Annotated in this window: 21 protein-coding genes; 6 read left to right on the top strand and 15 right to left on the bottom strand. The window is 70.3% G+C overall.

All coding sequences use genetic code 11. The features are described from left to right. Positions 1-166 precede the first annotated feature (166 nt). A complete protein-coding gene (gene glmS / locus ABZY12_RS25285) occupies positions 167-1,984 on the bottom strand; it encodes a glutamine--fructose-6-phosphate transaminase (isomerizing) (protein WP_356894083.1) in 1,818 nt (605 codons plus the stop codon). Positions 1,985-2,025: 41 nt separating this feature from the next. Then, entirely contained in the window at positions 2,026-2,301 is a 276-nt protein-coding gene (locus tag ABZY12_RS25280; protein WP_356894081.1) for a hypothetical protein, read from the bottom strand. Between the two features lie 194 nt (positions 2,302-2,495). On the opposite strand from ABZY12_RS25280, the gene ABZY12_RS25275 reads away from it, so the two are divergent. After that, on the top strand, positions 2,496-4,106 hold the full coding sequence (locus ABZY12_RS25275) for a beta-N-acetylhexosaminidase (RefSeq protein ID WP_356894079.1): 1,611 nt from the start codon (positions 2,496-2,498) through the stop codon (positions 4,104-4,106). Between the two features lie 78 nt (positions 4,107-4,184). Continuing rightward, entirely contained in the window at positions 4,185-5,192 is a 1,008-nt protein-coding gene (locus tag ABZY12_RS25270; RefSeq protein ID WP_356894077.1) for a hypothetical protein, read from the top strand. Positions 5,193-5,201: 9 nt separating this feature from the next. Here the strand turns inward: ABZY12_RS25270 and ABZY12_RS25265 are convergent, their stop codons facing one another. From ABZY12_RS25265 to ABZY12_RS25230, 8 genes are all read right to left on the bottom strand, one after another. Beyond that, positions 5,202-5,840 carry a hypothetical protein gene (locus tag ABZY12_RS25265; RefSeq protein WP_356894075.1) on the bottom strand — a complete coding sequence of 213 codons (639 nt, stop codon included), beginning with the start codon at positions 5,838-5,840 and terminating at the stop codon, positions 5,202-5,204. A gap of 181 nt (positions 5,841-6,021) precedes the next feature. After that, on the bottom strand, positions 6,022-7,797 hold the full coding sequence (locus ABZY12_RS25260; RefSeq protein ID WP_356894073.1) for an IucA/IucC family siderophore biosynthesis protein: 1,776 nt from the start codon (positions 7,795-7,797) through the stop codon (positions 6,022-6,024). Beyond that, complete coding sequence (locus ABZY12_RS25255) at positions 7,794-8,354, bottom strand: GNAT family N-acetyltransferase (protein ID WP_356894071.1); 561 nt, start codon at positions 8,352-8,354, stop codon at positions 7,794-7,796. The genes ABZY12_RS25260 and ABZY12_RS25255 overlap by 4 nt, the downstream gene beginning before the upstream one ends. Continuing rightward, on the bottom strand, positions 8,351-9,652 hold the full coding sequence (locus ABZY12_RS25250; RefSeq protein WP_356894069.1) for a lysine N(6)-hydroxylase/L-ornithine N(5)-oxygenase family protein: 1,302 nt from the start codon (positions 9,650-9,652) through the stop codon (positions 8,351-8,353). The genes ABZY12_RS25255 and ABZY12_RS25250 overlap by 4 nt, the downstream gene beginning before the upstream one ends. Next, positions 9,612-11,051 carry an aspartate aminotransferase family protein gene (locus ABZY12_RS25245; protein ID WP_356894067.1) on the bottom strand — a complete coding sequence of 480 codons (1,440 nt, stop codon included), beginning with the start codon at positions 11,049-11,051 and terminating at the stop codon, positions 9,612-9,614. Before ABZY12_RS25245 ends, ABZY12_RS25250 begins: the two co-directional genes overlap by 41 nt. A 150-nt stretch (positions 11,052-11,201) precedes the next feature. Then, positions 11,202-12,041, bottom strand: a complete 840-nt coding sequence (locus ABZY12_RS25240; RefSeq protein WP_356894065.1) for a siderophore-interacting protein — start codon at positions 12,039-12,041, stop codon at positions 11,202-11,204. 4 nt (positions 12,042-12,045) lie between these two features. Then, positions 12,046-13,086, bottom strand: a complete 1,041-nt coding sequence (locus ABZY12_RS25235) for an ABC transporter substrate-binding protein (RefSeq protein ID WP_356894063.1) — start codon at positions 13,084-13,086, stop codon at positions 12,046-12,048. A 165-nt stretch (positions 13,087-13,251) separates the two neighbouring features. Continuing rightward, positions 13,252-13,686, bottom strand: a complete 435-nt coding sequence (locus tag ABZY12_RS25230; RefSeq protein WP_356894061.1) for an ATP-binding protein — start codon at positions 13,684-13,686, stop codon at positions 13,252-13,254. A gap of 84 nt (positions 13,687-13,770) precedes the next feature. Between ABZY12_RS25230 and ABZY12_RS25225 the strand changes: the two genes are divergently transcribed. Continuing rightward, entirely contained in the window at positions 13,771-14,610 is an 840-nt protein-coding gene (locus ABZY12_RS25225) for a helix-turn-helix transcriptional regulator (RefSeq protein ID WP_356894059.1), read from the top strand. Then, complete coding sequence (locus tag ABZY12_RS25220; RefSeq protein ID WP_356894057.1) at positions 14,579-14,848, top strand: DUF397 domain-containing protein; 270 nt, start codon at positions 14,579-14,581, stop codon at positions 14,846-14,848. Before ABZY12_RS25225 ends, ABZY12_RS25220 begins: the two co-directional genes overlap by 32 nt. 1,227 nt (positions 14,849-16,075) lie before the next feature. On the opposite strand, the gene ABZY12_RS25215 is transcribed toward ABZY12_RS25220, so the two are convergent. From ABZY12_RS25215 to ABZY12_RS25200, 4 genes are read right to left on the bottom strand one after another with little or no spacing between them, the layout of a single operon-like run. Beyond that, positions 16,076-17,236 carry an acyl-CoA dehydrogenase family protein gene (locus ABZY12_RS25215; RefSeq protein ID WP_356894055.1) on the bottom strand — a complete coding sequence of 387 codons (1,161 nt, stop codon included), beginning with the start codon at positions 17,234-17,236 and terminating at the stop codon, positions 16,076-16,078. A 2-nt stretch (positions 17,237-17,238) separates the two neighbouring features. Next, positions 17,239-18,186: a hydroxymethylglutaryl-CoA lyase gene (locus ABZY12_RS25210; protein WP_356894053.1), complete on the bottom strand. Its 948-nt coding sequence runs from the start codon at positions 18,184-18,186 to the stop codon at positions 17,239-17,241. Beyond that, positions 18,183-20,120, bottom strand: coding sequence for an acetyl/propionyl/methylcrotonyl-CoA carboxylase subunit alpha (locus ABZY12_RS25205; protein ID WP_356894051.1), 1,938 nt, complete (start codon positions 20,118-20,120; stop codon positions 18,183-18,185). Before ABZY12_RS25205 ends, ABZY12_RS25210 begins: the two co-directional genes overlap by 4 nt. 7 nt (positions 20,121-20,127) lie before the next feature. After that, complete coding sequence (locus ABZY12_RS25200; protein WP_356894049.1) at positions 20,128-21,735, bottom strand: carboxyl transferase domain-containing protein; 1,608 nt, start codon at positions 21,733-21,735, stop codon at positions 20,128-20,130. A gap of 87 nt (positions 21,736-21,822) precedes the next feature. Between ABZY12_RS25200 and ABZY12_RS25195 the strand changes: the two genes are divergently transcribed. Both ABZY12_RS25195 and ABZY12_RS25190 read left to right on the top strand, forming a co-directional pair. Continuing rightward, positions 21,823-22,410 carry a TetR/AcrR family transcriptional regulator gene (locus tag ABZY12_RS25195; RefSeq protein ID WP_356894047.1) on the top strand — a complete coding sequence of 196 codons (588 nt, stop codon included), beginning with the start codon at positions 21,823-21,825 and terminating at the stop codon, positions 22,408-22,410. Positions 22,411-22,481: 71 nt separating this feature from the next. Beyond that, positions 22,482-23,264 carry a phosphatase gene (locus tag ABZY12_RS25190; protein WP_356894045.1) on the top strand — a complete coding sequence of 261 codons (783 nt, stop codon included), beginning with the start codon at positions 22,482-22,484 and terminating at the stop codon, positions 23,262-23,264. A gap of 47 nt (positions 23,265-23,311) precedes the next feature. Here the strand turns inward: ABZY12_RS25190 and ABZY12_RS25185 are convergent, their stop codons facing one another. Continuing rightward, the gene (locus ABZY12_RS25185) at positions 23,312-24,235 is read right to left on the bottom strand and encodes a cation diffusion facilitator family transporter (RefSeq protein WP_356894043.1); all 924 of its coding nucleotides are present in this window, start codon (positions 24,233-24,235) and stop codon (positions 23,312-23,314) included. Between the last annotated feature and the right edge of the window lie 15 nt (positions 24,236-24,250).

Below are 24,250 nucleotides of genomic sequence, written 5' to 3'. Positions count from 1 at the left end.
TCTCTGTTTCCCCTCTCCCCCCCCCCCCCGTCCTTCCCATCTCCCCCCCCCCCCACCCGCGCGCGGCCCGGGGCCCCGGGCCCCCCGGGACCGCTCGGTGTCCGGCCGAGTCTTCGGGGGACAGGCCCGAAGACGGCGGTTCTCGGGGGACAGGCCCGAAAGACCGCTACTCGACCGTGACGGACTTGGCCAGGTTGCGCGGCTTGTCGATGTCGCGGCCCATGGCGAGCGCCGTGTGGTAGGCGAGGAGCTGGAGCGGGATGCCCATCAGGATCGGGTCCAGCTCGTCCTCGTTCTTCGGCACGACGATGGTGTGGTCGGCCTTCTCCTGCGGCTGGTGCGCGACGGCGAGGATGCGGCCGCTGCGGGCCTTGATCTCCTCCAGCGCGGCGCGGTTCTTCTCCAGCAGGTCGTCGTCGGGGACGATGGCGACCGTCGGCAGGGCCGGCTCGATCAGCGCGAGCGGACCGTGCTTCAGCTCGGAGGCCGGGTACGCCTCGGCGTGGATGTACGAGATCTCCTTGAGCTTCAGGGAGGCCTCGAGCGCGACCGGGTAGCCGCGTACGCGCCCGATGAACATCATCGACTGGGCGCCCGCGTACTCCGCGGCGAGCTTCTTGATCTCGTCCTCGGACTTCAGGATCTCGCTGATCTGCTCGGGCAGCTTGCGCAGGCCCTCGATGATCCGCTTGCCGTCGGTCACCGACAGGTCGCGGATGCGGCCCAGGTGCAGGGCGAGCAGGGCGAAGGCGACGACAGTGTTGGTGAAGCACTTGGTGGAGACGACGCAGACCTCCGGGCCGGCGTGCACGTACACGCCGCCGTCGGCCTCGCGGGCGATCGCCGAGCCGACGACGTTGACGACGCCGAGGACGCGGGCGCCCTTGCGCTTGAGCTCCTGGACGGCGGCGAGCACGTCGTACGTCTCGCCGGACTGCGAGACGGCGATGTAGAGGGTGTCGGGGTCCACGACCGGGTTGCGGTAGCGGAACTCCGAGGCCGGCTCGGCGTCGGCCGGGATGCGGGCCATGGACTCGATCAGGCCCGCGCCGATGAGGCCGGCGTGGTACGAGGTGCCGCAGCCGAGGATCTTGATCCGGCGGATGGTGCGGGCCTCGCGTGCGTCGAGGTTGAGGCCGCCCAGGTGGACGGTGGAGAAGCGGTCGTCGATCCGGCCGCGCAGCACGCGGTCGACCGCGTCGGGCTGCTCGGAGATCTCCTTGTGCATGTACGTGTCGTGACCGCCCATGTCGTAGGAGGCGGCCTCCCACTCCACGGTCTCCGGGGTGGCGGTGGTCGACGCGCCCGACGTCGTGTACGTACGGAAGTCGTCGGCCTTGAGGGTGGCCATCTCGCCGTCGTCCAGGGTGACGACCTGGCGGGTGTGGGCGATCAGGGCGGCGACGTCGGAGGCGACGAACATCTCCTTCTCGCCGATGCCGAGGACGACCGGGGAGCCGTTGCGGGCCACCACGATGCGGTCGCTGAAGTCGGCGTGCATGACGGCGATGCCGTACGTGCCGTCGATCACCTTGAGCGCCTCGCGGACCTTCTCCTCCAGGGTGGTGGCCTGGGAGCGGGCGATCAGGTGGGTGATGACCTCGGTGTCGGTCTCGGAGGCGAAGACGACGCCGTCGGCCTCCAGCTTGGCGCGCAGCTCCGAGGCGTTGTCGACGATGCCGTTGTGGACGACGGCGACCTTGTTCTCGGGGTCCAGGTGCGGGTGCGAGTTGATGTCGCTGGGGGCGCCGTGGGTGGCCCAGCGGGTGTGGGCGATGCCGGTGGTGCCGGTGAAGCGCTTGGGGACGCGGGCTTCCAGGTCGCGGACCCGGCCCTTGGCCTTGACCATCTTCAGGCCGCTGGCCTTCGGGCTGGTGATGACGATGCCGGCGGAGTCGTACCCCCGGTACTCGAGCCGCTGCAGTCCTTCGAGCAGCAGCGGGGCGACGTCACGCTTTCCGATGTAACCGACAATTCCGCACATAAAGGTTTAACCCCTCCAAGTCAGTGGGTGTGCTCGGCCACTCAGCCGTAGACGATGCGGCGCAGCTGTCGGAGCGAGAGCTCCGGTGGCGCCACCGCGCGGTGCGGCAGTTCGGCCGCGATGCGTTCGAAGATCTCCGCGTTCACGGCTCCACGGGACTGCAGTTCCCGGTGGCGCCGACGGACGAAGTCCTCGGTCGACTCGTCGAAGTACGCCAGCACGTCGAGCACCACGCGGGCCGCCTCACCGCGCTGGAGCGCGGTGCTGCGCACCAGATGGTCGATGAGGTCGTCGTGTGACGGGCGGCGTTCGAGCACCCGTGAATACTGAGGGGTCCCGGTGGTTCTTTGCAAGAAACCTGCCCGCTATCGGGCAGAGCCTCTCATGATCGACACTTTCGGCCCCTGAAATTGGTCTACACCTTGACCGGGGTTGGGGCGCACGGTACGGATGGTGACCGACCGGATACGCATCCCCACAGTCGCGAAGCCCGTTGAAAGGGACCATGCCTGTGAAACAGCGCAGAACGTTCCCCCGTGTGCTCGGTGCCCTGCTGCTCGTCGCCGCGGCCGGCATCTCCTCCGTCGGAGCCGCCGTGCCCGCTATCGCCCCGGCCGCCGGACCCGCCACACGCCCGCTCGGCCAGATCGTCCCCGCCCCCGCCTCCGTGGCGCCCGGCGGAGCCCCGTACGCCATCACCGCCGCCACCCGGATCCGGGTCGACGAGGACTCCCGTGAGTCCCGTGCCATCGGCGACTACCTGGCCGGCGTGCTCCGCCCCTCCACCGGCCACCCGTTGCCCGTCGTCGACGAGAAGAGGGGACGCGGCGGCATCCTGCTGCGTCTGGCGCCCCGCGACAGGGCGCTCGGCGAGGAGGGCTACCGGCTGACGTCCGGCCCCGGAGGCGTCACCCTCACCGCCCAGCGGCCCGCCGGACTCTTCCGCGGCGTCCAGACCCTGCGCCAGCAGCTGCCCGCCGCCGTCGAGAAGGACACGGTGCAGCCGGGACCCTGGACGGTCGCGGGCGGCACCATCACCGACACCCCGCGCTACGCCTACCGGGGCGCGATGCTCGACGTCTCCCGGCACTTCTTCACCGTCGACGAGGTCAAGCGCTACATCGACCAGCTCGCCCTCTACAAGATCAACAAGCTGCATCTGCACCTCTCCGACGACCAGGGCTGGCGCATCGCCATCGACTCCTGGCCCCGGCTCGCCACCTACGGAGGCTCCACCGAGGTCGGCGGCGGCCCCGGCGGCTACTACACCAAGGACGACTACAAGGAGATCGTCCGCTACGCCGCCTCCCGCTACCAGGAGGTCGTCCCCGAGATCGACCTGCCCGGACACACCAACGCCGCCCTCGCCTCGTACGCCGAGCTGAACTGCGACGGCGTCGCGCCGCCGCTCTACACCGGCACCGCCGTCGGCTTCAGCTCGCTGTGCGTGCCGAAGCCGGTCACGTACGACTTCGTGGACGACGTGATCCGCGAACTCGCCGCGCTGACCCCCGGGAAGCACCTCCACATCGGCGGCGACGAGGCGCACTCCACCACCCACGAGGACTACGTCGCCTTCATGGACCGGGTGCAGCCGATCGTGGCGAAGTACGGCAAGACCGTCATCGGCTGGCACCAGCTGACCGGGGCGCGGCCGGCCGAGGGCGCGCTCGCGCAGTACTGGGGCCTCGACCGCTCGTCGGGTGCCGAGAAGGAGCAGGTCGCGGCGGCCGCGCGGGCCGGGACCAAGGTGATCCTCTCGCCCGCCGACCGGGCCTATCTCGACATGAAGTACACCAAGGACACCAAGCTCGGCCTCTCGTGGGCCGGCTACGTCGAGGTCCAGCGGTCCTACGACTGGAACCCCGCCACCCTCCTGCCCGGCCTGCCCGAGTCGGCCATCGCGGGCGTCGAGGCGCCGCTGTGGACGGAGACGGTCTCCGAAAGCGCCCACATCGACCAGATGGCGTTCCCGCGCCTGCCGGGCATCGCCGAACTGGGCTGGTCGCCGGCGGCCACGCACGACTGGGCGGCGTACCGGGAGCGGCTGGCGCAGCAGGGGCCGAGGTTCGAGGCGCTGGGCATCGGCTTCTACCGCTCGCCGCAGGTTCCGTGGCGGTAGGCGGTAGGCCGTAGCCGGAGGTCAGCCGGGTGGCGCGCTCTGCGTGCGCGGCCGGGCGGCGGCCCCGAGACTGACGGCATGTCCGTGCCGCAAGGGGAGCCGTCCGGGCCGACGCGCGAGCCCGCGCCGACGCCCGAGCCACATCCGGCGCCACCGCCGGCGCCGGAGCCCGCGCCACCACCCGCGTCCCCGGCGTCGGCACCGCCGCCGCCGACGGGGACCTTCTTCGACAAAGCGGCGTACGTGGTGGCGCCGGGCACCGCCGCCGTCGGGCTGCTCTATTACTTCGGCAGCGTGTACACCGACGCCTACTACGCCAGCTTCGGCGTGCCCGCGGCCGACCTCCAGCTCTCCGTCCAGGCCTACCTGGCCAAGAGCCCGGACGCGGTCTTCGGCCCGGTGTGGTTCCTGCTGGTCTGCGGACTGTCCGTGCTGCTGGTGCTCGGCCGGATCGGCCATGTGCTGGCCAGTCCGGGGAAGGAGCGCCGGCGCCGGACGGTGAGCCGGTGGCTACTCGTCGTCGGCATCCTCATGGTGCTGCTGGGATTTCCACTCTTCTTCGGAGGGCTTCCGGTCCCTCTCCCCGCGAGTTGGTGGGTGACCCCGATCGTCCCGTCGCTCGTAGCGGCGCTGGGCGCCACCCTGGCGTTCTTCTCCGTGCAGCAGCGTCTTCAGGCGAGCGTGGACGACCCGGACCGGCACGAAGGGACCGCCGATCGGATGTGGTCCGCGGGCGGTGCCCTGCTGATCGGACTGCTGGCCCTGAGCCTGTTCTTCGGCACGTCCCGGTACGTGACGATGCAGGGGCAGACCCATGCCTGGGAGGAGATCCAAGGGGGGTTTCAGGAGAGCCTGCACGTGGTGGTCTATTCGCACATCCCGATCGTCCACAACGCGACGGCCATCAAGTACCGGGACATGGGCGCCGGAAGGGGCCCGTACCGGCACCGATACCTCGGATTCCGCCTGCTCGTGAAGTCTCCGTCCCGCTTCTATCTGGTCTCGTACGCCTCGCGGACCATGGACTATCTGACGGTCGTGCTGCCCGACGACGAGACCCTGCGCGTGGAGCTGACCTCGCCCTGACCCCGCCTGTCACGGGATGATCTCGGACTCGGTCCCGGGGTCCACCGTTGTGGTGTCGGTCGGCGTGATGTCGGTCGGCGTGGTGTCGGTCGGGGTCGGATCGGTGGGGAGCGGGGTGTCGGTCGTCGGCGACTCGGTATTCGTGGCGCCGTTTTCGACGGCCTCCCCCGAGTAGGGCACGGTGATCGTTTCGCCCTCCGAGGTCTCGATGGTCACCACTCCGGAGTAGGGCCCCGCGACGTACGACGTGTGCATGAGGGTCATCTCACACTCCTGCCCGTCGGGCAGTGGATCGGGGCAGTTACCGCGCCCCGCCAATGTCTGCCCTTTGCTGGGGTTATCGGGCTGCGGCTCCGGATCTCCCATGCTCACGTCCCCGCCGCTGACGTTGCGGAACTTCAGCTTCCCGCCCGTCCGCTGGTTCACCTTGGCCGTCGGCACGCGGACCGGGGCGGCCTGACCGCCTCCGCCCTTCCCCGGGAAGACGGTCCCCAGGGTGTCGCCTTGTTGTGGCTGCGTCGGCTGCGTCTCCGTCGGCGAGGCCGTGGTCTCCGTCCCGTCGCCCCCGCCGCCGCCCCCGCAGGCGGCCGTCCCGGCGAGGGCCAAGGCCACCGCCGTTCCGACGAGGACACGGGCGATTCGAGACATCACGGCGTCAGCACCTCCGCTACCGGCCGGCGGGTCCGGCCCGGGGCCAACCTGGCACAGCTGCGGTGGGTAGTCGACGCGATCCATGCGGTGACACAGCGTGATCACCTGAATGGAGGGGGGATGCTACGGCGAGGGCCCGGGCGGAGGACCGTAAACTCCGCCCGGGCCCTCGCCGGTCTCAGTGGGCGAACCGCGCGATCGGGTTCACCAGGTCGCCGACGAGCTGGAGCGCCGCCGACGGGTCCGCCAGGTCCACCATCTGCTTGTTGTTGCGCAGCTGGAGCCGGTTGAGGGCCGACAGCGCGAACGTCTCGGCGAACATGTCGTACTGCGCGAACTTGTCCGCCAGCTCCGGCTTCGACTCCTGGTAGCCGCGCACGCACTCCGCGACCGTCCGCCAGAACGCGTCCTCGTCCAGCACGCCCTCCGCCGCCAGCGTCGCCCCGAGGAAACGGAAGAAGCAGTCGAAGACGTCCGTGAAGATCGACAGCAGCTTCATGTCCTCCGGGACCTCGGCCCGGATCCGCTCCACCGCGGGCGGCAGGACCGCGTCCGGGTCCATGACGCAGATTTCCTCGGCGATGTCCTTGAAGATCGCCCGGGCGACCGCGCCCCGCTCGTCGAGGACGAGGATCACGTTCTCGCCGTGCGGCATGTAGACCAGGTCGTAGGCGTAGAAGCAGTGCAGCAGCGGCAGCAGGTACGCGTCCAGATAGCCGCGCAGCCACTCGGTCGGGGCCAGGCCCGAGTCCTTGACCAGCGCGCCCGCCAGAGAGGCGCCCTCGTGGTCGACATGGAGCAGCGAGGCCATGGTCGCGAGCCGCTCACCGGGTGCCAGGGACGGCACCGGCGACTCGCGCCAGAGCGCGGCGAGCATCTTCCGGTAGGGCGAGTAGCGGTCGGTGGCGGCCTCGTACTCCAGGTGCCGGTAGCCGATCGCGGCCCGCTCCCGGATGATCGAGAACCGTGCCGCCTTGAGGACGGAGTCGGCCTCGATGAGGCCGTGCAGCCAGTCGTTGATCGCCGGGGTGGCCTCCATGTACGCCGCCGAGAGCCCGCGCATGAAGCCCATGTTGAGGACCGACAGCGCCGTCTTCACATAGTGTTTGGCCGGGTCGGAGGTGTTGAAGAAGGTACGGATCGACTGCTGCGCCAGATAGGCGTCGTCGCCCTCGCCCAGGTAGACCAGGCGCTCCTGGGCGACCTCCGCGGCGAAGGTGACGGACAGCTTGTTCCACCACTGCCAGGGATGGGCCGGCATCAGCAGGTAGTCGGCCAGGTCCAGGCCCCGCTCGGCGAGGGTCGCGGCGAAGCCGTCGACCGCCTTGTCGCCCAGCTCGGCGCGGATGAAGGTCTCGTACTCCAGGCCCGCGCCCGCCGTGAAGGTGGTGCGGTCGCGGCGCGCCGCCAGCCAGATCAGATGGATGGGCGTCGCGGCCTCGGGGGCGTACGCGCGGTACTCGTCCACGCCGAAGCCGAGCCGGCCGTTGTTGGCGACGAAACAGGGGTGGCCCTCGGTCATCCCGGTCTCGATCGCCTGGAAGTCCGCGCGTGCCAGCTCGGCGGCGGAGACGCGCGGCTTGGTCGCCTTGTACGCCGTACCGGCCAGGGTGGAGGAGATCTCCTCCAGATAGACCGGCAGGATCTCGTCGCTCAGGCCCAGCGAGCCGCGCAGCTCGGTGATGAACCGCAGCGCGTCGAGGGGGAGCTGCTCCTCGCCGCGGTGGCAGCTGATCGACTCGGGGTAGACCTGCCAGTGGTCGAGCGCGAACCGGTCGGCGGTGAAGCGGTACTCGATCGTGCCGTCGTCGCTGAGGACCTTGTAGCGGCTCTCGCCCAGTTCCCGCGGGTCGAGCAACCGCTCGTGGATGAATTCGGCCAGGCCCTTGCGGATCAGCGCGCGGTTGGCGTCGGCCCAGCGTTCGGGCGTCAGGTGGGAGACGGGGCTGCTCATGCGGCACCGCCCATGGCCGCCTCGAACTGGGCGCGGGTGCAGAAGCTGAGCAGCGCGTTCTTCTCCGGCTTGGCGATCTCCCGCTCGGGGACGAAGCCGACGGCCGCGTTGAGGGCGTGGACGGCGGTGTTGCGGACGTCCGGCTCGACGACGACCCGGGCGGTCGCCGGGTCGGCGAACAGCTCGCGCATCACGGCGGTGATGACGGCGCGGGTGAAGCCGTGTACGGGGGTGTCGCTCGGGGCGACCAGGAAGTGCATGCCGACGTCGCCGGGCAGGGCGTCGTACAGACCGACCAGTTCGACCTTCGAGGGGTCGTACCGCTCCATGAGGAAGGCGGGCTCGCCGTCGTGCAGACCGAGGAAGGCGTCGTGGTGCTCGGCCGCCGCGATCGCCATGTACTCGCGCTCGACGTCCTGCAGTTTCGCGTCCTGCATCAACCAGAAGGCGGCCTTGGGGTGGGTGACCCAGGGGTGGATCAGCTCGGCGTCGGCCAGCGGGTCGAGGGGCCGGAAGGCGAAGGTGCCTATGCCGGGGGTGGTGAGGGTGGTGCTCATACCGCGAACTCCTGGAAAGCGATGGTCTTCTCGACGGGGTAGTAGTCGGAGCCCAGCATCGCTCCGATGATGTAGGCGTTGCGGTACGCCCCCATGCCCAGGTCGGGCGAGGTGATGGAGTGCGTGTGCACACCGGCGTTCTGCAGGAAGACGCCGCGGCCCGTCGTGTCGATCGAGTAGTTGCGGGCCACGTCGAAGCGGCCCTGGCCGTCCCACTTGAGGCGGTCGCGGACCGGCTCCAGGAAGGCGGGGACGGCGTACTTGTAGCCGGTGGCGAGGATCAGGCCCTCGGTCTCCACCGTGAAGTCCTTCTCCTGCTCCTCCTGGTGGAAGCCGAGCGTGTACGTGCCGCTCGTGTCGTCGTACGCGGCGGAGAGCAGGGCCGAGTTGGTGAGCAGCCGGGTGGGGACCGGGCCCGCCAGGTTCTTCTGGTAGAGCAGGTCGAAGATGGCGTCGATCAGCTCGCCGTCGATGCCCTTGAAGAGACCCTTCTGCTGGGTCTCCAGGCGGTAGCGGGTCCGCTCGGGCAGCGCGTGGAAGTAGTCCACGTACTCCGGCGAGGTCATCTCCAGGGTGAGCTTGGTGTACTCCAGCGGGAAGAAGCGCGGGGAGCGGGTCACCCAGTTGAGCCGGTAGCCGTGGACGTCGATCTCGGACAGCAGGTCGTAGTAGATCTCCGCCGCGCTCTGGCCGCTGCCGACGAGGGTGATCGACTTCTTCTTCTGGAGCGCCTCCTTGTTCGGGAGGTAGCGCGAGTTGTGGATCAGGTCGCCGCCGAGGCCCTGGCAGGGCTCGGGCAGGTGCGGCGGGGTGCCGGTGCCCAGCACGATCCGGCGGGCGCGGAACGTTTCTCCGGCCTCGGTCGCGACGACGTACTCCTCGCTGCTCTCGTCGTACGAGACGGAGGCGACGGTCGTGGAGAAGCGGATGCTGCTCAGTTTGGCGGCCGCCCAGCGGCAGTAGTCGTTGTACTCCGTCCGCAGGGGATAGAAGTTCTCGCGGATGTAGAAGGAGTAGAGCCGGCCCTTCTCCTTCAGATAGTTGAGGAAGGAGTACGGCGAGGTCGGGTCGGCCATGGTCACCAGGTCCGACATGAACGGCGTCTGGAGGTGGGCGCCTTCGAGGAACATGCCCGAGTGCCATTCGAAGTCGGGCTTGGACTCCAGGAAGAGGCCGTTCAGATGGTCGATCGGCTCGGTCAGGCAGGCCAGGCCGAGGTTGAACGGACCGAGCCCGATGCCGATGAAGTCGTAGGTGTCAGGCGTGGACAAGGTTCTCTCCCAGGTACTGCTCGGCATGGCCGGCTATCAGATCGAGGACGGCGGCGATGTCGGCCACGGTCGTCTCGGGGTTGAGCAGGGTGAATTTCAGGTACTGGCGGCCGTCGACCTTGGTCCCGGCGACGACGGCCTCGCCCGAGGCGAAGAGCGCCTTGCGGGCGTAGAGGTTGGCCCGGTCGATCTCCGCGGGGGAGGTGACGGCCTCGGGGACGTAGCGGTAGACGAGCGTGGACAGCTGCGGCTGGACGACCACGTCGTAGCGCGGGTCCGCGGCGAGCAGGTCCCAGCCGGCCCGCGCCAGGTCGCAGACCTCGTCGAAGAGCTCGCCGACCCCGTCGGCGCCCATCACGCGCAGCGTCATCCACAGCTTGAGCGCGTCGAAGCGGCGGGTGGTCTGCAGCGACTTGTCGACCTGATTGGGGATCTGCTCGGCGATCGTACGACGAGGATTGAGGTAGTCCGCGTGGTAGGTCGCGTGGCGCAGGGTGGCGCCGTCGCGGACCAGGACGGCGGAGGAGCTCACCGGCTGGAAGAACGACTTGTGGTAGTCGACGGTGACCGAGTCGGCCCGCTCGATGCCGTCCAGGAGGTGGCGGCGAGTACGGGAGGCGAGCAGTCCGCAGCCGTAGGCCGCGTCCACGTGCATCCAGGCGCCGTACTCGGAGGCCAGGGCGGCGATCTCGGGCAGCGGGTCGATGGAGCCGAAGTCGGTGGTGCCGGCGGTGGCGACGATCGTCATCGGGACCAGGCCCTCGGCGCGGCAGGCCTCCAGCTCGGCGGCGAGGACGACGGACTGCATGCGCTTGGTGCGGTCGACCGGGATGGAGATGACGGCGTCGGCGCCGAGGCCGAGGAGGGTGGCCGACTTCTGGACGCTGAAGTGGCTGCACTCGGAGGAGAAGATGCGGAGTTTCGCCAGGTCCCGCGTCTTGGCCTCCTCGCGGGCCAGCAGCAGCGCCTGGAGGTTGGACTGCGTACCGCCGCTGGTGAACACGCCGTCGGCGGCCGGTCCGAGGCCGATCCGGCCGGTGGTCCAGTCGATGAGCTTGCGCTCGATGAGGGTGCCGCCGGCGCTCTGGTCCCAGGTGTCCAACGAGGAGTTGACCGCCGAGAGGACGGCCTCGCCGAGAACGGCGGGGATCACGACCGGGCAGTTGAGGTGGCCCAGGTAGCGCGGGTGGTGGAAGTAGACGGCGTCGCGGAGGTAGACGCTCTCCAGCTCGTCGAGAGCGGCGGAGGAGTCGCCGAGCGGCTTGTCGAGGTCGACGGCGTCGACGAACGGGGCCAGTTCGGCGGGGGTGACGCCGGTGAACGGGCGTCGGGTCGTGGCGAGTTTCTCCGCCACCCGCTCGACTCCTTCGATGACGGAGCGTCGATAGCTCTCCGCCGTGGCGTCGTTGAGCAGGTGCGAGCGCATGCGGGGTCCTCCCGGAGGGACGGGGACTCGGTCGCTTCCTCCGGACAGAAGAAGGGGGGCGAGGGAGCGACTTACGAAGTGAGGTTAGCCTAACCTAACTTCGCGTCGCAACATCCCTCGCCCCCCTCGGGAAGCGGGTGTTCCGTACGGCTACGACTCGTCGTCCGGGGCCTCGCGCAGGGCGTCCTCGCTCAGCCCCTTGCGCCAGTAGCCGACGAATGTGACGCGACGACGGTCCAGTTGACGCTCGTTCACGAAGTGACGGCGCAGCGCCTTCACGGAGCCCGACTCGCCCGCGATCCACACGTACGGAGCCTCGCCGGGCAGCTCGGCGCCGCGCACCGCGTCCACGGCCGACGGCGCGCCCTCCTCACGGACCAGCCAGGTGACGGTGGCGTCGGCCTCCGTCGCGAGCTCCAGGCGGTCCCCGGAGTACGGGACTTCGAGATACACCTGGGCCCGGGTCTCGGCCGGCAGCCACTCGAGAACGGCGGAGGCCGCCGGCAGGGCCGTCTCGTCGGCCCAGATCAGTACGGAGTCGGCGTCTGCCGGCAACCGGAAGCGGACGCCCGTGTTCTCGGCCACCGCCGGGCCGAGCACCACGACCTTGTCACCCGGCTTGGCGTGCTGCGCCCAGCGACAGGCCGGGCCGCCGTCCTCGTGCAGCGCGAAGTCGATGTCGACCTCGTCGGGTGCGGTGCGCTGCTCGCGGACGGTGTACGAACGCATCACGGCGCGCTCGTCGTCGGGCATCGCCCGCCAGGCGCCGAGGACGGCGTACAGGTCCGGGGTGTCCAGCGGCGGCAGAACGGGCTCCGGCTGCCCGGGATGGGGCAGGAAGAGGGAGAGCGACTGGTCGCGGCCCCCGGAGGCGAAGGACTTCAGGTCCTCCCCGGTGAAGGTGATCCGGACCAGGGACGGGCCGAGCCGCCTCGTCCGGTCGACCTGGAGGGAGAAGAACTGGAACGGAGCGGTCTCGGCGGTCGTCATCGGGTCAGGACACCTTCTTCGCGTTCTCCAGGGCCTTGGCCAGGTCCTCCAGGAGCGGGGCGCACTTGGCGTAGGAGTAGATGGGCTCGGTCACGCGCGGGATGACCTGGCCGGCCTTGACGGCGGGGAGTGCGGCCCAGGTCGGCTTGGCCTTCAGGGCCTCGGGCTGCAGGGCCGAGGTGCGGTTGTCGAGCATGATGATGTCGGCCTGGTACTTGTCGACGTTCTCCCAGCTCAGACCCTCGAACCAGCCGCCCTGGTCGAGCTTGGTGGGGACGACGATGTTGACGCCCAACTCCTTGAAGTAGAGCGTGTCGGTCGGGCGGACCGGGGTGGAGACGTAGAACAGGTCGGGGGAGCCGGAGCCGATCAGGACCTTGATGTCCTTCTTGCCCTTGGCGGCCTTGCGCACCCGCTCGGCGGCGGCCTCGAAGCGGGCCTTGTCGTCGAGGATCTTCTTGGTCTTGACGTCGGCGCCGAGCGAGGCGGCGAGGTCGGCGTGGCGCTGGAGCACCTGCGGCATCGAGTGGTCGGCGGCCCACAGCGCGACGCTCGGGGCGACCTTGAGGATCTTGTCCTTCTGCTCGGCCGGGACGTACCAGAGGTCGTTCTTCTCCCACATGTCCGTGATGAGGAGCTCGGGGTTGAGCTTGAGGTACTCCTCGATCTTGAACTCGCCCCAGACGTTGCCGATGATCTTGACCTTCTTGATGTCGAGATCGCCGGCCTGGACGTCGGGCTTGTCCTCGTTCGTCTTGGGGTCCTTGACCGTGGTCGGACCGAAGACGCCCGCGACCTCGACGCCGAAGTCGTGCAGGGCGGCGGCCGTGCCGGTGAAGGCGACGATGTTCTTCGGCGTGGACGCGGACTTGGCGACCTGGCCGCGGTCGTCCTTGAACTCCCAGGAGCCGGACTTCTCGGCGGTGCCGGTACCGGACTTGGTCTCGCTTCCGCAGGCGGCGAGCGCGGCGCCGAGCCCGAGGACGCCGCCCGCGGCGAGGAGGCCGCGACGGGTGAGATGAGTGGCTCGGGCGTTGCTGGGCATGGCGAAGTCGCTTTCGATACGTGCCGGGGTCGGCCTGGGCTGGGCAATTCGAGGGTAGGTTAGCCTAACCTCACGTGGATCAGTAGGGCCGGGTTCGTAGGCGTACGTCACATGCGCCTGGCATAGACCGCGCTCTGTTCCATGAGCTTTGTGAGCTTTGTGAGTTCAGTGAGCTTGTGGGTTCTCTGGGCTTTGTGAGTCGCACTCGAACCACACCGTCTTGCCGTCTGCGCACGGCTCCACGCCCCACCGATCGGTCACGGCCTCGACGAGCGTGAGCCCTCGCCCGCCCTCCGCGAGCGGCTCCGCCGCCTTGGCGTACAGCGGCCCGGGCGCCGAGTCGGCCACCTCCACGCGAAGTCCGTACGGCTCCCGCAGGATCAGGACGGTGCAGCGCCGGCCGGGGGCATGCCGTACGACATTGGCGACGAGTTCGGTGAGCGCCAGCTCGGCGGCGTCGGTGAGGTGGTCGAGCCCCCAACGGATGAGGAACATGCGGAGGATGCGGCGCATGTGACCGGCGGAGTGCTCACCGACGGTGAAGCCCATGCGGTAGCTCGCCTGAAGTTCCGTCGGATAGAGGTCAGTTGCCTGATTCATGCCTCCAGGGTGGGGGTGGGTCGTTACGCTCGGCTACGGACCGAACACAACGCCTCGCGGCGTGAGCTTGGGGGTGACCTCGTCGTGGTCAACATCCGCAGCCTCGACCCCAGCGCGTCACCGCTGGACTACTACGGAGCGGAGCTCCGCCGCCTGCGGGAGGAGGCGGGGCTCAACCAGGCGCAGTTGGGCGACATCGTCTTCTGCACGGCGTCGCTGATCGGCCAGATAGAGACGGCGAAGAAGGTCCCGACGCGGAGGTTCTCCGAACAGCTGGACGCGGCGCTGATGACGGGCGGGGTGTTCTCGCGGCTGGTGGGGTTGGTGCTGAAGAGCCAGTTGCCGAACTGGTTCCAGCCGTACGCGGAGATGGAGGCGAAGGCGACGTACATCTCGACGTACCAGGCGCAGCTGGTGTACGGCCTGCTCCAGACGCCGGAGTACGCGCGGGCGGTCCTCGGAGTCGACCACCCCGACAAGCTCGACGCCATGGTCGCGGCGCGGATGGAGCGTCAGCGGATTCTGGAGCGCGAGCACCCGCCTGTGCTCTGCGTGGTGCTGGACGAGGGTTCGCTGCGTCTGGAGATCGGCAGCCGTGAGGTCATGCGAGATCAACTCCGACGGTTGTTGAGTTATGTGAACCACCCATGGGTCCACGTTCAGGTGCTTCCATTCTCGGCCGGACAGCACGCTGGGATGATGGGCTCGTTCAACCTGCTGCGGTTCGAGGACGACCCGGACCTCTTCTATGCGCCGATCTACGGCGGTGGCCACATGACGGCCAATCCGCAAGTGATCAGGGAACGTTCCGTCGGTTACGCTCGGCTTCAGGCCACGGCCCTGTCCCGGGAGGACTCGGCGGCGCTGATCGCACGCGTGATGGAGGAACGGTATGGGCACCAGCCAGGTCCTGCGCTGGCGTAAGTCGTCGTACAGCGGCTCGGACGGTGGCGACTGCGTCGAGTGCGCCCCGCTCGGCACCGCCACTTGGCGTAAGTCGTCCTTCAGTGGCCCCAACGGCGGCGACTGCGTCGAGGTCGCCGACCTCACCGCCCATGTCGCCGTCCGGGACTCCAAGAAGCCTGAGGGTCCCGTCTTCCTGGCCGCGCCGGCCGCGTTCACCGCGTTCGTGAGCGCGGCGGCCGAGGGGCGCCTGGGCTGACCGTGGCGGCGGGCCCCGGCGGCCTTCTGGGTCGGCCGCCCTCTCTCCGAGTGTGGCGCCCTTCGCCGGCCCCTCAAGGGCGCTCCTTCGTCGCGTCGCTGCGCGATTCCGCTTCGCTCCACCCTTGACCGGCCGGCTCCGGGCGCCTTTTCACACTCGGAGGGCGGCCGGGGGGTGGCGGCGCCGGGGGCCCGTCCGTGGTTCCGGCCGTCTCGGCGAGCGCGGGCCCGTGGGTGGGATTGCGCGGCAGTTGAATGGGGCGGCCCGGCGGTGCTCAGCGGGATGCGACCGTCGGTGAGTTGGGCTTCATGCCCCGCTGGTCACTGTCGATGGGTGGTGGGGGTTGGATGGTCCCGGCACGACCGCAAGCGCGCCATCATCGGCGCTGGCTGGCGAGATTGTTCCAGTTCACCCCCTTTGCTCCATGAGTTACCGGGAGTAGGGAGGGGTTGCGGTCACTGCGGGGCTCGCGGTGGAGGCCTTTTGGTTCCCCCACCCCGCCCCTTCCCGAAACCCTGCCGGGGGCTGGGGGTTGGTGCGGGCCAGGGGTCGCTTCCCCGGCGCCGGGGCTTCGCCCCCGCTCGCGGAGCGGACACGCCGGCTCGCGGCTGCGTTCGTGGTTCGGATGCGCTCTGCGCCACAGGACTACGAGGGGCAGGATTCGCCACCGCCCGCCGGGGGTGACCAGGGGGGCATGAATGGTCACCGGCCACCCGGGAGCGACCGGGGGCAGGATCCGCCACCACCCACCGGGGGTGACCAGCGGGGCATGAAGCCCAGCCGCCCACCGGCCGCAGGACGCCAAGCGCCGCCGTCACCGCCCCATTCAACTGCCGCGCAATCCCACCCACGGGTCCGACGCCCGCCCACGGCGCTGCGCGCCGGACGGGCCCCGGGCGTGGCCACCCCCCGGGCCGCCCTCCGAGTGTGAAAAGGCGGGTGGAGGCGGCGGGTCAAGGGTGGAGCGCAGCGGAATCGGCCCAGCCGACGCGACGTAGGAGCGCCCTTGAGGCGACGGTGGAGCCCGCCACACTCGGAGAGAGGGCGGCCACCACCAGAAGCTCACAGGTCCGGCCGGCCCGGAGGCCCCGAGCCCCCGCATGCGCAGTCGCACCGAGTTGTTCCGGCTCCCCGGAGAGCCGGAACAACCGGGGAGCCCGTAAAGCCGAGGCGCCGGAACAACCGGGGAGCCCGTAAAGCCGGGGAGCCGGAACGATTGAGGCCCGGTCAGGCAGGCAGGCCCAACTCCCGCGCGATCAGCATGCGCTGCACCTCGCTCGTACCCTCGCCGATCTCCAGGATCTTGGAGTCGCGCCACATCCGCGCCACCGGGTACTCGTTCATGAACCCGTAGCCGCCGTGGATCTGGGTCGCCTCACGGGCGTTGTCGACGGCCACTGTCGAGGAGTACAGCTTCGCCAGCGCCGCCTCCTTCTTGAACGGCTCGCCCAGCACCAGCCGGGACGCCGCGTCCCGCCAGCCGACCCGGGCCATGTGGGCCCGCATCTCCATGTCCGCGATCTTGAACTGGACGGCCTGGTTGTCGCCGATCGGACGCCCGAACGCATGGCGCTCCTTGGCGTACTTCACCGACTCGTCGACACAGCCCTGCGCGAGACCGGTGGCCAGCGCCGAGATCGCGATCCGGCCCTCGTCGAGGATGCGGAGGAACTGCGCGTATCCCCGGCCCTCCTCGCCCAGCAGGTTCGCCGCAGGGACCCGTACGTCGTCGAAGGACAGCTCGCGGGTGTCCGAGGCGTTCCAGCCCACCTTGGAGTAGGGGGCGGCGACCGTGAAGCCGGGGGTGCCGGAGGGCACGATGATCGAGGAGATCAGCGGGCGGCCGTCCGGCTTGCGGCCGGTGACGGCGGTGACGGTGACCAGACCCGTGATGTCCGTACCCGAGTTGGTGATGAAGCACTTGGAGCCGTTGATGACCCACTCGTCCCCGTCGCGTACGGCGGTGGTGCGGGTGCCGCCGGCGTCCGAGCCGGCGCCCGGCTCGGTCAGGCCGAACGCGCCCAGGATCTCGCCGGAGCACATCCGGGGCAGCCACTCCTGCTTCTGCTCCTCGGTGCCGAAGCGGTAGACCGGCATCGCGCCGAGCGAGACGCCCGCCTCCAGGGTGATGGCCACGGAGGAGTCGACCCGGGCGAGCTCCTCCAGGGCGATGCCGAGGGCGAGGTAGTCGCCGCCCATGCCGCCGTACTCCTCCGGGAAGGGCAGGCCGAACAGGCCCATGCGCCCCATCTCGCGGACGATCTCGTACGGGAACTCATGGCGCTCGTAGTAGTCGCCGATCTTCGGGGCGACGACGTCGTGGGCGAACTCCTCCACGGTGCGGCGGAGTTCCTCGTGCTCTTCGGAGAGCCGGTGGTCGAGGGACATGGCTAGGACTCCTTGTGAGAGTTCGCCGCGAGCGCGCGGACGGTACGGGAAGGGCTCGGTCGGCCCAGTTGGTCGGCCATCCACACGCTGGTGGCGGTGAGGGCGGCCAGATCGACCCCGGTCTCGATGCCGAGGCCGTCGAGCATCCACACGAGGTCCTCGGTGGCGAGGTTGCCGGTGGCGCTCTTGGCGTACGGGCAGCCGCCGAGGCCGCCTGCGGAGGCGTCGACGGTGGTGACGCCGTGCTGGAGCGCGGCGAGGGTGTTGGAGAGGGCCTGGCCGTAGGTGTCGTGGAAGTGCACGGCGAGACGGGAGGTGGGCACCCCGCCCTCGTTCAGGGCCGTGAGCAGCTCCTTCACATGCCCCGGGGTGGCGACGCCGATGGTGTCGCCCAGGCTCAGCTCGTCGCAGCCCATGTCGGCCAGGGCCTTGGTGACCCGGACGACCTGCTCGACCGGGACCGGGCCCTCCCACGGGTCGCCGAAGCACATCGAGAGATAGCCGCGGACCTTCAGGCCCTGCTCTATGGCCCGGGTGACGGTCGGCGCGAACATGGCGAGGGCCTCGTCGACCGTCCGGTTGAGGTTGGCCTTGGCGAAGGACTCGGTGGCGGAGGCGAAGACGGCGATCTCGCGGGCGCCGAGGGAGAGGGCACGGTCGAGGCCGCGCTCGTTGGGGACGAGCACGGGAAGGCGTGCCGGGACGCCCCGCAGGAGGGGGAACAGCTCCTCGGCGTCGGCCAGCTGGGGCACCCACTTGGGATGCACGAAGCTGGTGGCCTCGACGGTGGAGAGTCCGGCCCCGGCGAGCCGCCGGACGAACTCGGCCTTGACGGCGGTCGGGACGACCGTCTGTTCGTTCTGCAGCCCGTCGCGGGGCCCGACCTCGTGGATCCGCACGCGGGCGGGGAGCCCGGGGGCGGGCACCTTCATGGGCAGGCCCGTGGTCATGATTCCTCCCTGGGGGTCACCAGGGCGAGGACCTGGTCCATGGCGACGGTGGTGCCGGGCGTGACGTCCAGCTCGGTGACGGTGCCGGCGTGCGGGGCGGAGATGACGTGCTCCATCTTCATCGCCTCGACGACGAGCAGACTCTGACCGGCCTCCACCTCGTCCCCGACGGCCACCTTCACGACGGTGACGGTCCCGGGCATGGGCGCGGCGAGCGTGTCGGCGCCTCCGTGCCGGGCGCCGGACAGGGCGGCGGCGACGGGGTCGTGATCCTGTACGTGCCAGGAGTCGCCGTCCCTGCCGAGCCAGGTCCCCTCCGGGGAGGGGACGATGTGGAAGTGGTGGGTGAGGCCGTCGAGGTGGACGGTGACCGACTCGGCCGTGACCCTCGCCCCGGCGGGCGCCTGCGCGGTGACGGGTTCGAGTCCCGCCACTCGCAGCGGGAAGCCCAGGGGGAGCGAACGGCCGCCGAGGCGCCACCCGTTCGGTACGGAGAACGGGTCGGTCCAGCCGGCGGAGGGGGCGGGGGCCAGCCCCGCGAGCCGTGCGGCGGCCGCCGCCGCGTAGACCTCGTCCGGTACGGACTTCGGGACCAGGCCCTCGGCCTCGCGCTCCACCAAGCCCGTGTCCAGGTCTCCCGAGACCACCGACTCGTGGGCGAGGAGGCGGCGCAGGAAGCCCGCGTTCGTCGGGACGCCCAGGGTGACCGTCTCCGCGAGCGCCGCGCGGAGCTTGCGCAGCGCCGTCGGGCGGTCCGCGGCGTGGACGATGACCTTCGAGAGCATCGGGTCGTACAGGCTGCCGACCTCCGTGCCCTCGCTCAGGCCCGAGTCCGTGCGGACGCCGTCGCCCTGCGGCTCGCGCAGCGACAGGACGGTGCCGCCCGACGGCAGGAAGCCGCGGGAGGGGTCCTCCGCGCAGATCCGGGCCTCGATCGCGTGACCGGTGAGCGTCACGTCGGACTGTGTGAAGGAGAGGGGCTCGCCCGCCGCCACCCGTAGCTGCCACTCGACCAGGTCCACTCCGGTGATCAGCTCGGTCACCGGGTGCTCCACCTGGAGACGGGTGTTCATCTCCATGAAGTAGTACGAGGAGGGGTCGACGCCCGGGACGATGAACTCCACCGTGCCCGCACCGACATAGCCGCAGGAGCGGGCCGCCTCCACCGCCGCCGCGCCCATCCGCTCGCGGATCTCCGGCGTCAGCAGGACGCTCGGCGCCTCCTCGATGATCTTCTGGTGGCGTCGCTGGAGCGAGCACTCACGCTCGCCGAGGTGGACGACGTTCCCGTGGGCGTCCGCGAGCACCTGGATCTCGATGTGGCGGGGCCGGTCGATCCACCGCTCCACCAGCAGCGTGTCGTCGCCGAAGGACGACCGCGCCTCGCGCCGCGCCGCCGCGATCTCCTCCTCCAGCGTCGACAGGTCGCGCACCAGGCGCATGCCCTTGCCGCCGCCGCCCGCCGAGGGCTTCAGCAGCACGGGGGCGCCCAGCTCCCGGGCCGCGGCCTCCAGTTCGGGATCGGCGGCGCCCGGCACGACCGGGACGCCCGCCGCCTTCACGGTCTCCTTCGCCCGGATCTTGTCGCCCATCAGCGAGATCGCCGAGGCCGGCGGCCCGATGAAGACCAGGCCGGCCTCCGCGCACGCCTGGGCGAACCCGGCGTTCTCCGCGAGGAAGCCGTACCCGGGGTGGACCGCCTGGGCCCCGGTCCGCGCGGCGGCGTCCAGGAGCGCCGGGACCGAGAGGTAGGACTCGGAGGCGGCCGGCGGACCGATCCGTACCGCCGTGTCGGCCTCCCGTACATGACGGGCGTCCGCGTCCGCGTCGCTGTACACGGCGACCGAGCGCACGCCCATCGCCCGCAGCGTACGGATGACGCGGACCGCGATCTCGCCGCGGTTGGCGACCAGAACTGTGTCGAACATGGTCATCTGTCACTCACATCCGGAAGACGCCGAAGGCGGGTTCGTTCAGAGGGGCGTTGGCGCAGGCGGTGAGGGCGAGGCCGACCACCTGCCGGGTCTCCATCGGGTCGATGACCCCGTCGTCCCACAGCCGGGCCGTCGCGTAGTAGGCGTTGCCCTGGGTCTCGTACTGCTCGCGGATCGGGGCCTTGAAGGCGTCCTCGTCCTCCGCGCTCCAGTCGTCCCCGAGCTGGTCGCGCTTGACCGTCGCGAGCACGGACGCGGCCTGCTCGCCGCCCATGACCGAGATCTTGGCGTTGGGCCACATCCACAGGAAGCGGGGGGAGTAGGCCCGGCCGCACATCGAGTAGTTGCCCGCGCCGTACGAGCCGCCGACGACGACCGTCAGCTTCGGCACCCGCGTGCACGCCACCGCCGTCACCATCTTGGCGCCGTGCTTGGCGATGCCGCCCGCTTCGTAGTCCCGCCCCACCATGAAGCCGGAGATGTTCTGCAGGAACAGCAGCGGGATCCCGCGCTGATCGCACAGTTCGATGAAGTGGGCGCCCTTCTGGGCGGACTCGGAGAACAGGATGCCGTTGTTGGCGACGATGCCGACCGGATGGCCGTGGATCCGGGCGAAACCGGTGACCAGCGTCTGCCCGTACTCCGCCTTGAACTCCTGGAAGCGCGAGCCGTCCACGATCCGCGCGATGATCTCGCGGGCGTCGTAGGGCGTACGGGAGTCCACCGGCACCGCGCCGTAGAGCCCCGCCGGGTCGACCTTGGGCTCCTCGACCGGCTCGACCGACCAGGGGAGCGGGCCGCGCTCGGGGAGCGTCGCGACGATGTTGCGGACGATGCGGAGCGCGTGGGCGTCGTCCTCGGCGAGATGGTCGGTGACCCCGGACGTACGGGAGTGGACCTCGCCGCCGCCGAGCTCCTCGGCCGTCACGACCTCGCCCGTCGCGGCCTTCACCAGCGGCGGTCCGCCCAGGAAGATCGTGCCCTGGTTCCGTACGATCACGGCCTCGTCGCTCATCGCCGGGACGTAGGCGCCGCCGGCCGTGCACGAGCCGAGGACCGCGGCGATCTGCGGGATGCCGGCGCCGGACATCCGGGCCTGGTTGTAGAAGATCCGGCCGAAGTGCTCCCGGTCGGGGAAGACCTCGTCCTGCAGCGGCAGGAAGGCGCCGCCCGAGTCCACGAGGTAGAGGCAGGGGAGACGATTCTCCAGCGCCACCTCCTGCGCCCGCAGGTGCTTCTTCACGGTCATCGGGTAGTACGTGCCGCCCTTGACCGTCGCGTCGTTGGCGACGATCACGACCTCACGGCCGGAGACCCGTCCGATGCCCGCGATCACTCCGGCGGCCGGTGCCTGGTCGCCGTACATGCCGTTCGCGGCGAGCGGGGCGAGCTCCAGGAAGGGCGAGCCCGGGTCCAGAAGCGTGTCCACCCGGTCCCGCGGCAGCAGCTTGCCGCGCGCGGTGTGCCGGGCGCGGGCCTTCTCTCCACCGCCGAGCGCGGCCTCGGCGAGCTTGGCGCGCAGGGTCGCGGCCAGCTCGTGATGGGCTGCCTCGTTGGCCTGCCAGGCCGGCGAGGCGGGATCCGCCGCGCTCGTCAGCACAGGTGCCTGCTGCATCGACTGAGCTCCCTTGCTCGGTTAATGAGCGTTAACGTATGTCGTTCAGGTTAACGACCGCTAACGGCGTTGTCTAGAATCGATCCCATGACCACGACCGCCAGGACCGACGCCCCGACGCGACGCGAGCAGATCCTCAAGGAGGCTGCCCGTCTCTTCGCCGAGCGCGGCTTCCACGGAGTGGGCGTCGACGAGATAGGAGCGGCCGTCGGTATCAGCGGTCCCGGGCTCTACCGGCACTTCGCGGGCAAGGACGCGATGCTGGCGGAGCTCCTCGTCGGGATCAGCGAGCGGCTGCTGGACGGCGGGCGGCTGCGGGTGGGCGAGACCACCGGCGACCCGCGGGCGGTGCTGGGCTCCCTCATCGACGGGCACATCGACTTCGCGCTCGACGACCGGCCGCTGATCACCCTGCACGACCGGGAGCTGGACCGGCTCAAGGACGAGGACCGCAAGCGGGTGCGGCAGCTGCAGCGGCAGTACGTCGAGCTGTGGGTGGCGGTGGTACGCGAGCTGTACCCGGCGTCCTCCGAGAGCGAGGCGCGGGCGGCGGTGCACGCGGTGTTCGGCCTCCTCAACTCGACGCCGCACCTCGGCGCCCTCGGACGCATGGCCATGGAGGAGCTGCTCAGGCGCCTGGCGCACGGGGCTTTCGGGGCGCTGGCGACGGCGTAGGGGCGCGCCCGGCCGTTCCAGCCGGTGGGACCGGTCTGGCGCCCCCCGGTGAGCCCGGCACAATGAGCACCATGCCGATACTCAGCCGCCCCGCCCTTGTCGAGCACCTTGTCCGGACCCGGATCGCGGGAGACGTCGCCACCCCGCGCGACAACAACCTCTCCCACTACCGCAAGCTCGCCAACGGCGACCGGCACTACTGGCTGGGCCTGGAGCTGGGAGACCGGTGGACCGACGAGCAGGACGTGCTCGCCGTGATGGCCGAGCGGTGCGGCGTGAACGACGATCCCGCCCACCGGGCCGGACAGGACACCATCGACCCCGAGCTGACGGTCGACGGTCTCGACCGGATGGCCGCCCGCCTGCGCAAGGCGGCCGCGGGCAAGGAGCGGGTGCTGTTCGCGACCGGCCACCCGGGCGCGCTGATAGACGTCCACAGCCGGGTCGCCGCCGGGCTGCGGGCGGCGGGCTGCGAGATCGTGCGGATCCCCGGCGGGCTCACGGCCGACGAGGGGTACGTCGTGCAGTTCGCCGACGTCGCCGTCTTCGAGCGGGGCGCGACCCTCTGGCACACGCACTCGCCGGAACCCATGAACGCGGTCCTCGACGGCCTGGAGCTCATGGGCGAGCCGCGGCCGGATCTCGTGGTCGCCGACCACGGCTGGGCCGGCCGCGCGGCACAGCGCGGCATCGACTCCATCGGCTACGCGGACTGCAACGACCCGGCCCTCTTCCTCGGCGAGGCCGAGGGAACCATGCAGGTCACCGTCCCGCTCGACGACCACGTCATCGACCCCCGCTACTACGAGCCGCTGACGGCGTACGTCCTGGACGCGGCGGGCCTGATGGCCTGACGGCCGGCATCTCACCTTGCCCACAACGGTGACGGGGCGGAGGTCCCTCATGGGCGGCGGGTCGGCGTGGGGTCGAGGTACACCCGGCGGATCGCCGGGAAGCGTTCGCGCAGCTGCTGGTCCGCCTCCTCGCAGGCCCATTCGATCTGTTCCGCCGACGCCACGTCCCGGAAGTCGATCTTCGCCGCGATCATGACCTCGTCCGGCCCCTGGATCAGCGTCGTCAGATCGAGGACGTCCATGATGTGCGGCACGGACAGCAGCTCCTCGCGGACCTCTTCCCGCATCCGCCCCGGCAGCGGGCGGCCGATCAGCAGCTCCGCGTTCGAGCGGCCCAGCACCCACGCGACGTACACCAGCAGCGCGCCGATCAGGAGGGACGCGATGCCGTCCCAGACCCCCGAGCCGGTGATCTGGCCACCCAGCAGACCGGCGGCCGCCAGCATCAGCCCCGCCAGCGCGGCCGAGTCCTCCATCACCACGGCCTTGACGGTGGTGTCGGGGGTGAGCCGCAGATAGCGGCCGAAGGGCGCCCTCACCCGGGTCGCCTCGCCCTTGACCTGCCGGATCGCGGTCCGCAGCGAGAAGCTCTCCAGGACGAAGGCGATGCCGAGCACGACGTACGAGACGAGCGGGTCGCCCAGCTCCTCGCCGTGGGCGAGCGTGTGGACACCGTCGTAGACGGAGAACACGGCGCCGCCGACGAAGGTGGCGACGGCGGCGAGCATCGCCCAGACGTAGCGCTCGCCGCCGTACCCGAGCGGATGGTCCTCGTCGGCCGGTTTCCCGCTCCGCCTGAGCGCGGTCAGCAGCATGACCTCGGTGACCGTGTCGGCGATCGAGTGGGCGGCCTCGGAGAGCATCGCGCTCGAGCCGCTGATGACACCCGCGACGGCCTTGGCGGCGGCGATCCCGAGGTTCGCCGCCGCCGCCACGATCACCGTGAAAGTGCTTTCGCCGTTCTCGGCCACGCTTGGACGGTATGT

Source organism: Streptomyces sp. NPDC006551, assembly GCF_040611675.1.
Taxonomy (GTDB): Bacteria; Actinomycetota; Actinomycetes; order Streptomycetales; family Streptomycetaceae; genus Streptomyces.
This window is presented reverse-complemented; position numbering and strand designations above follow the sequence as displayed.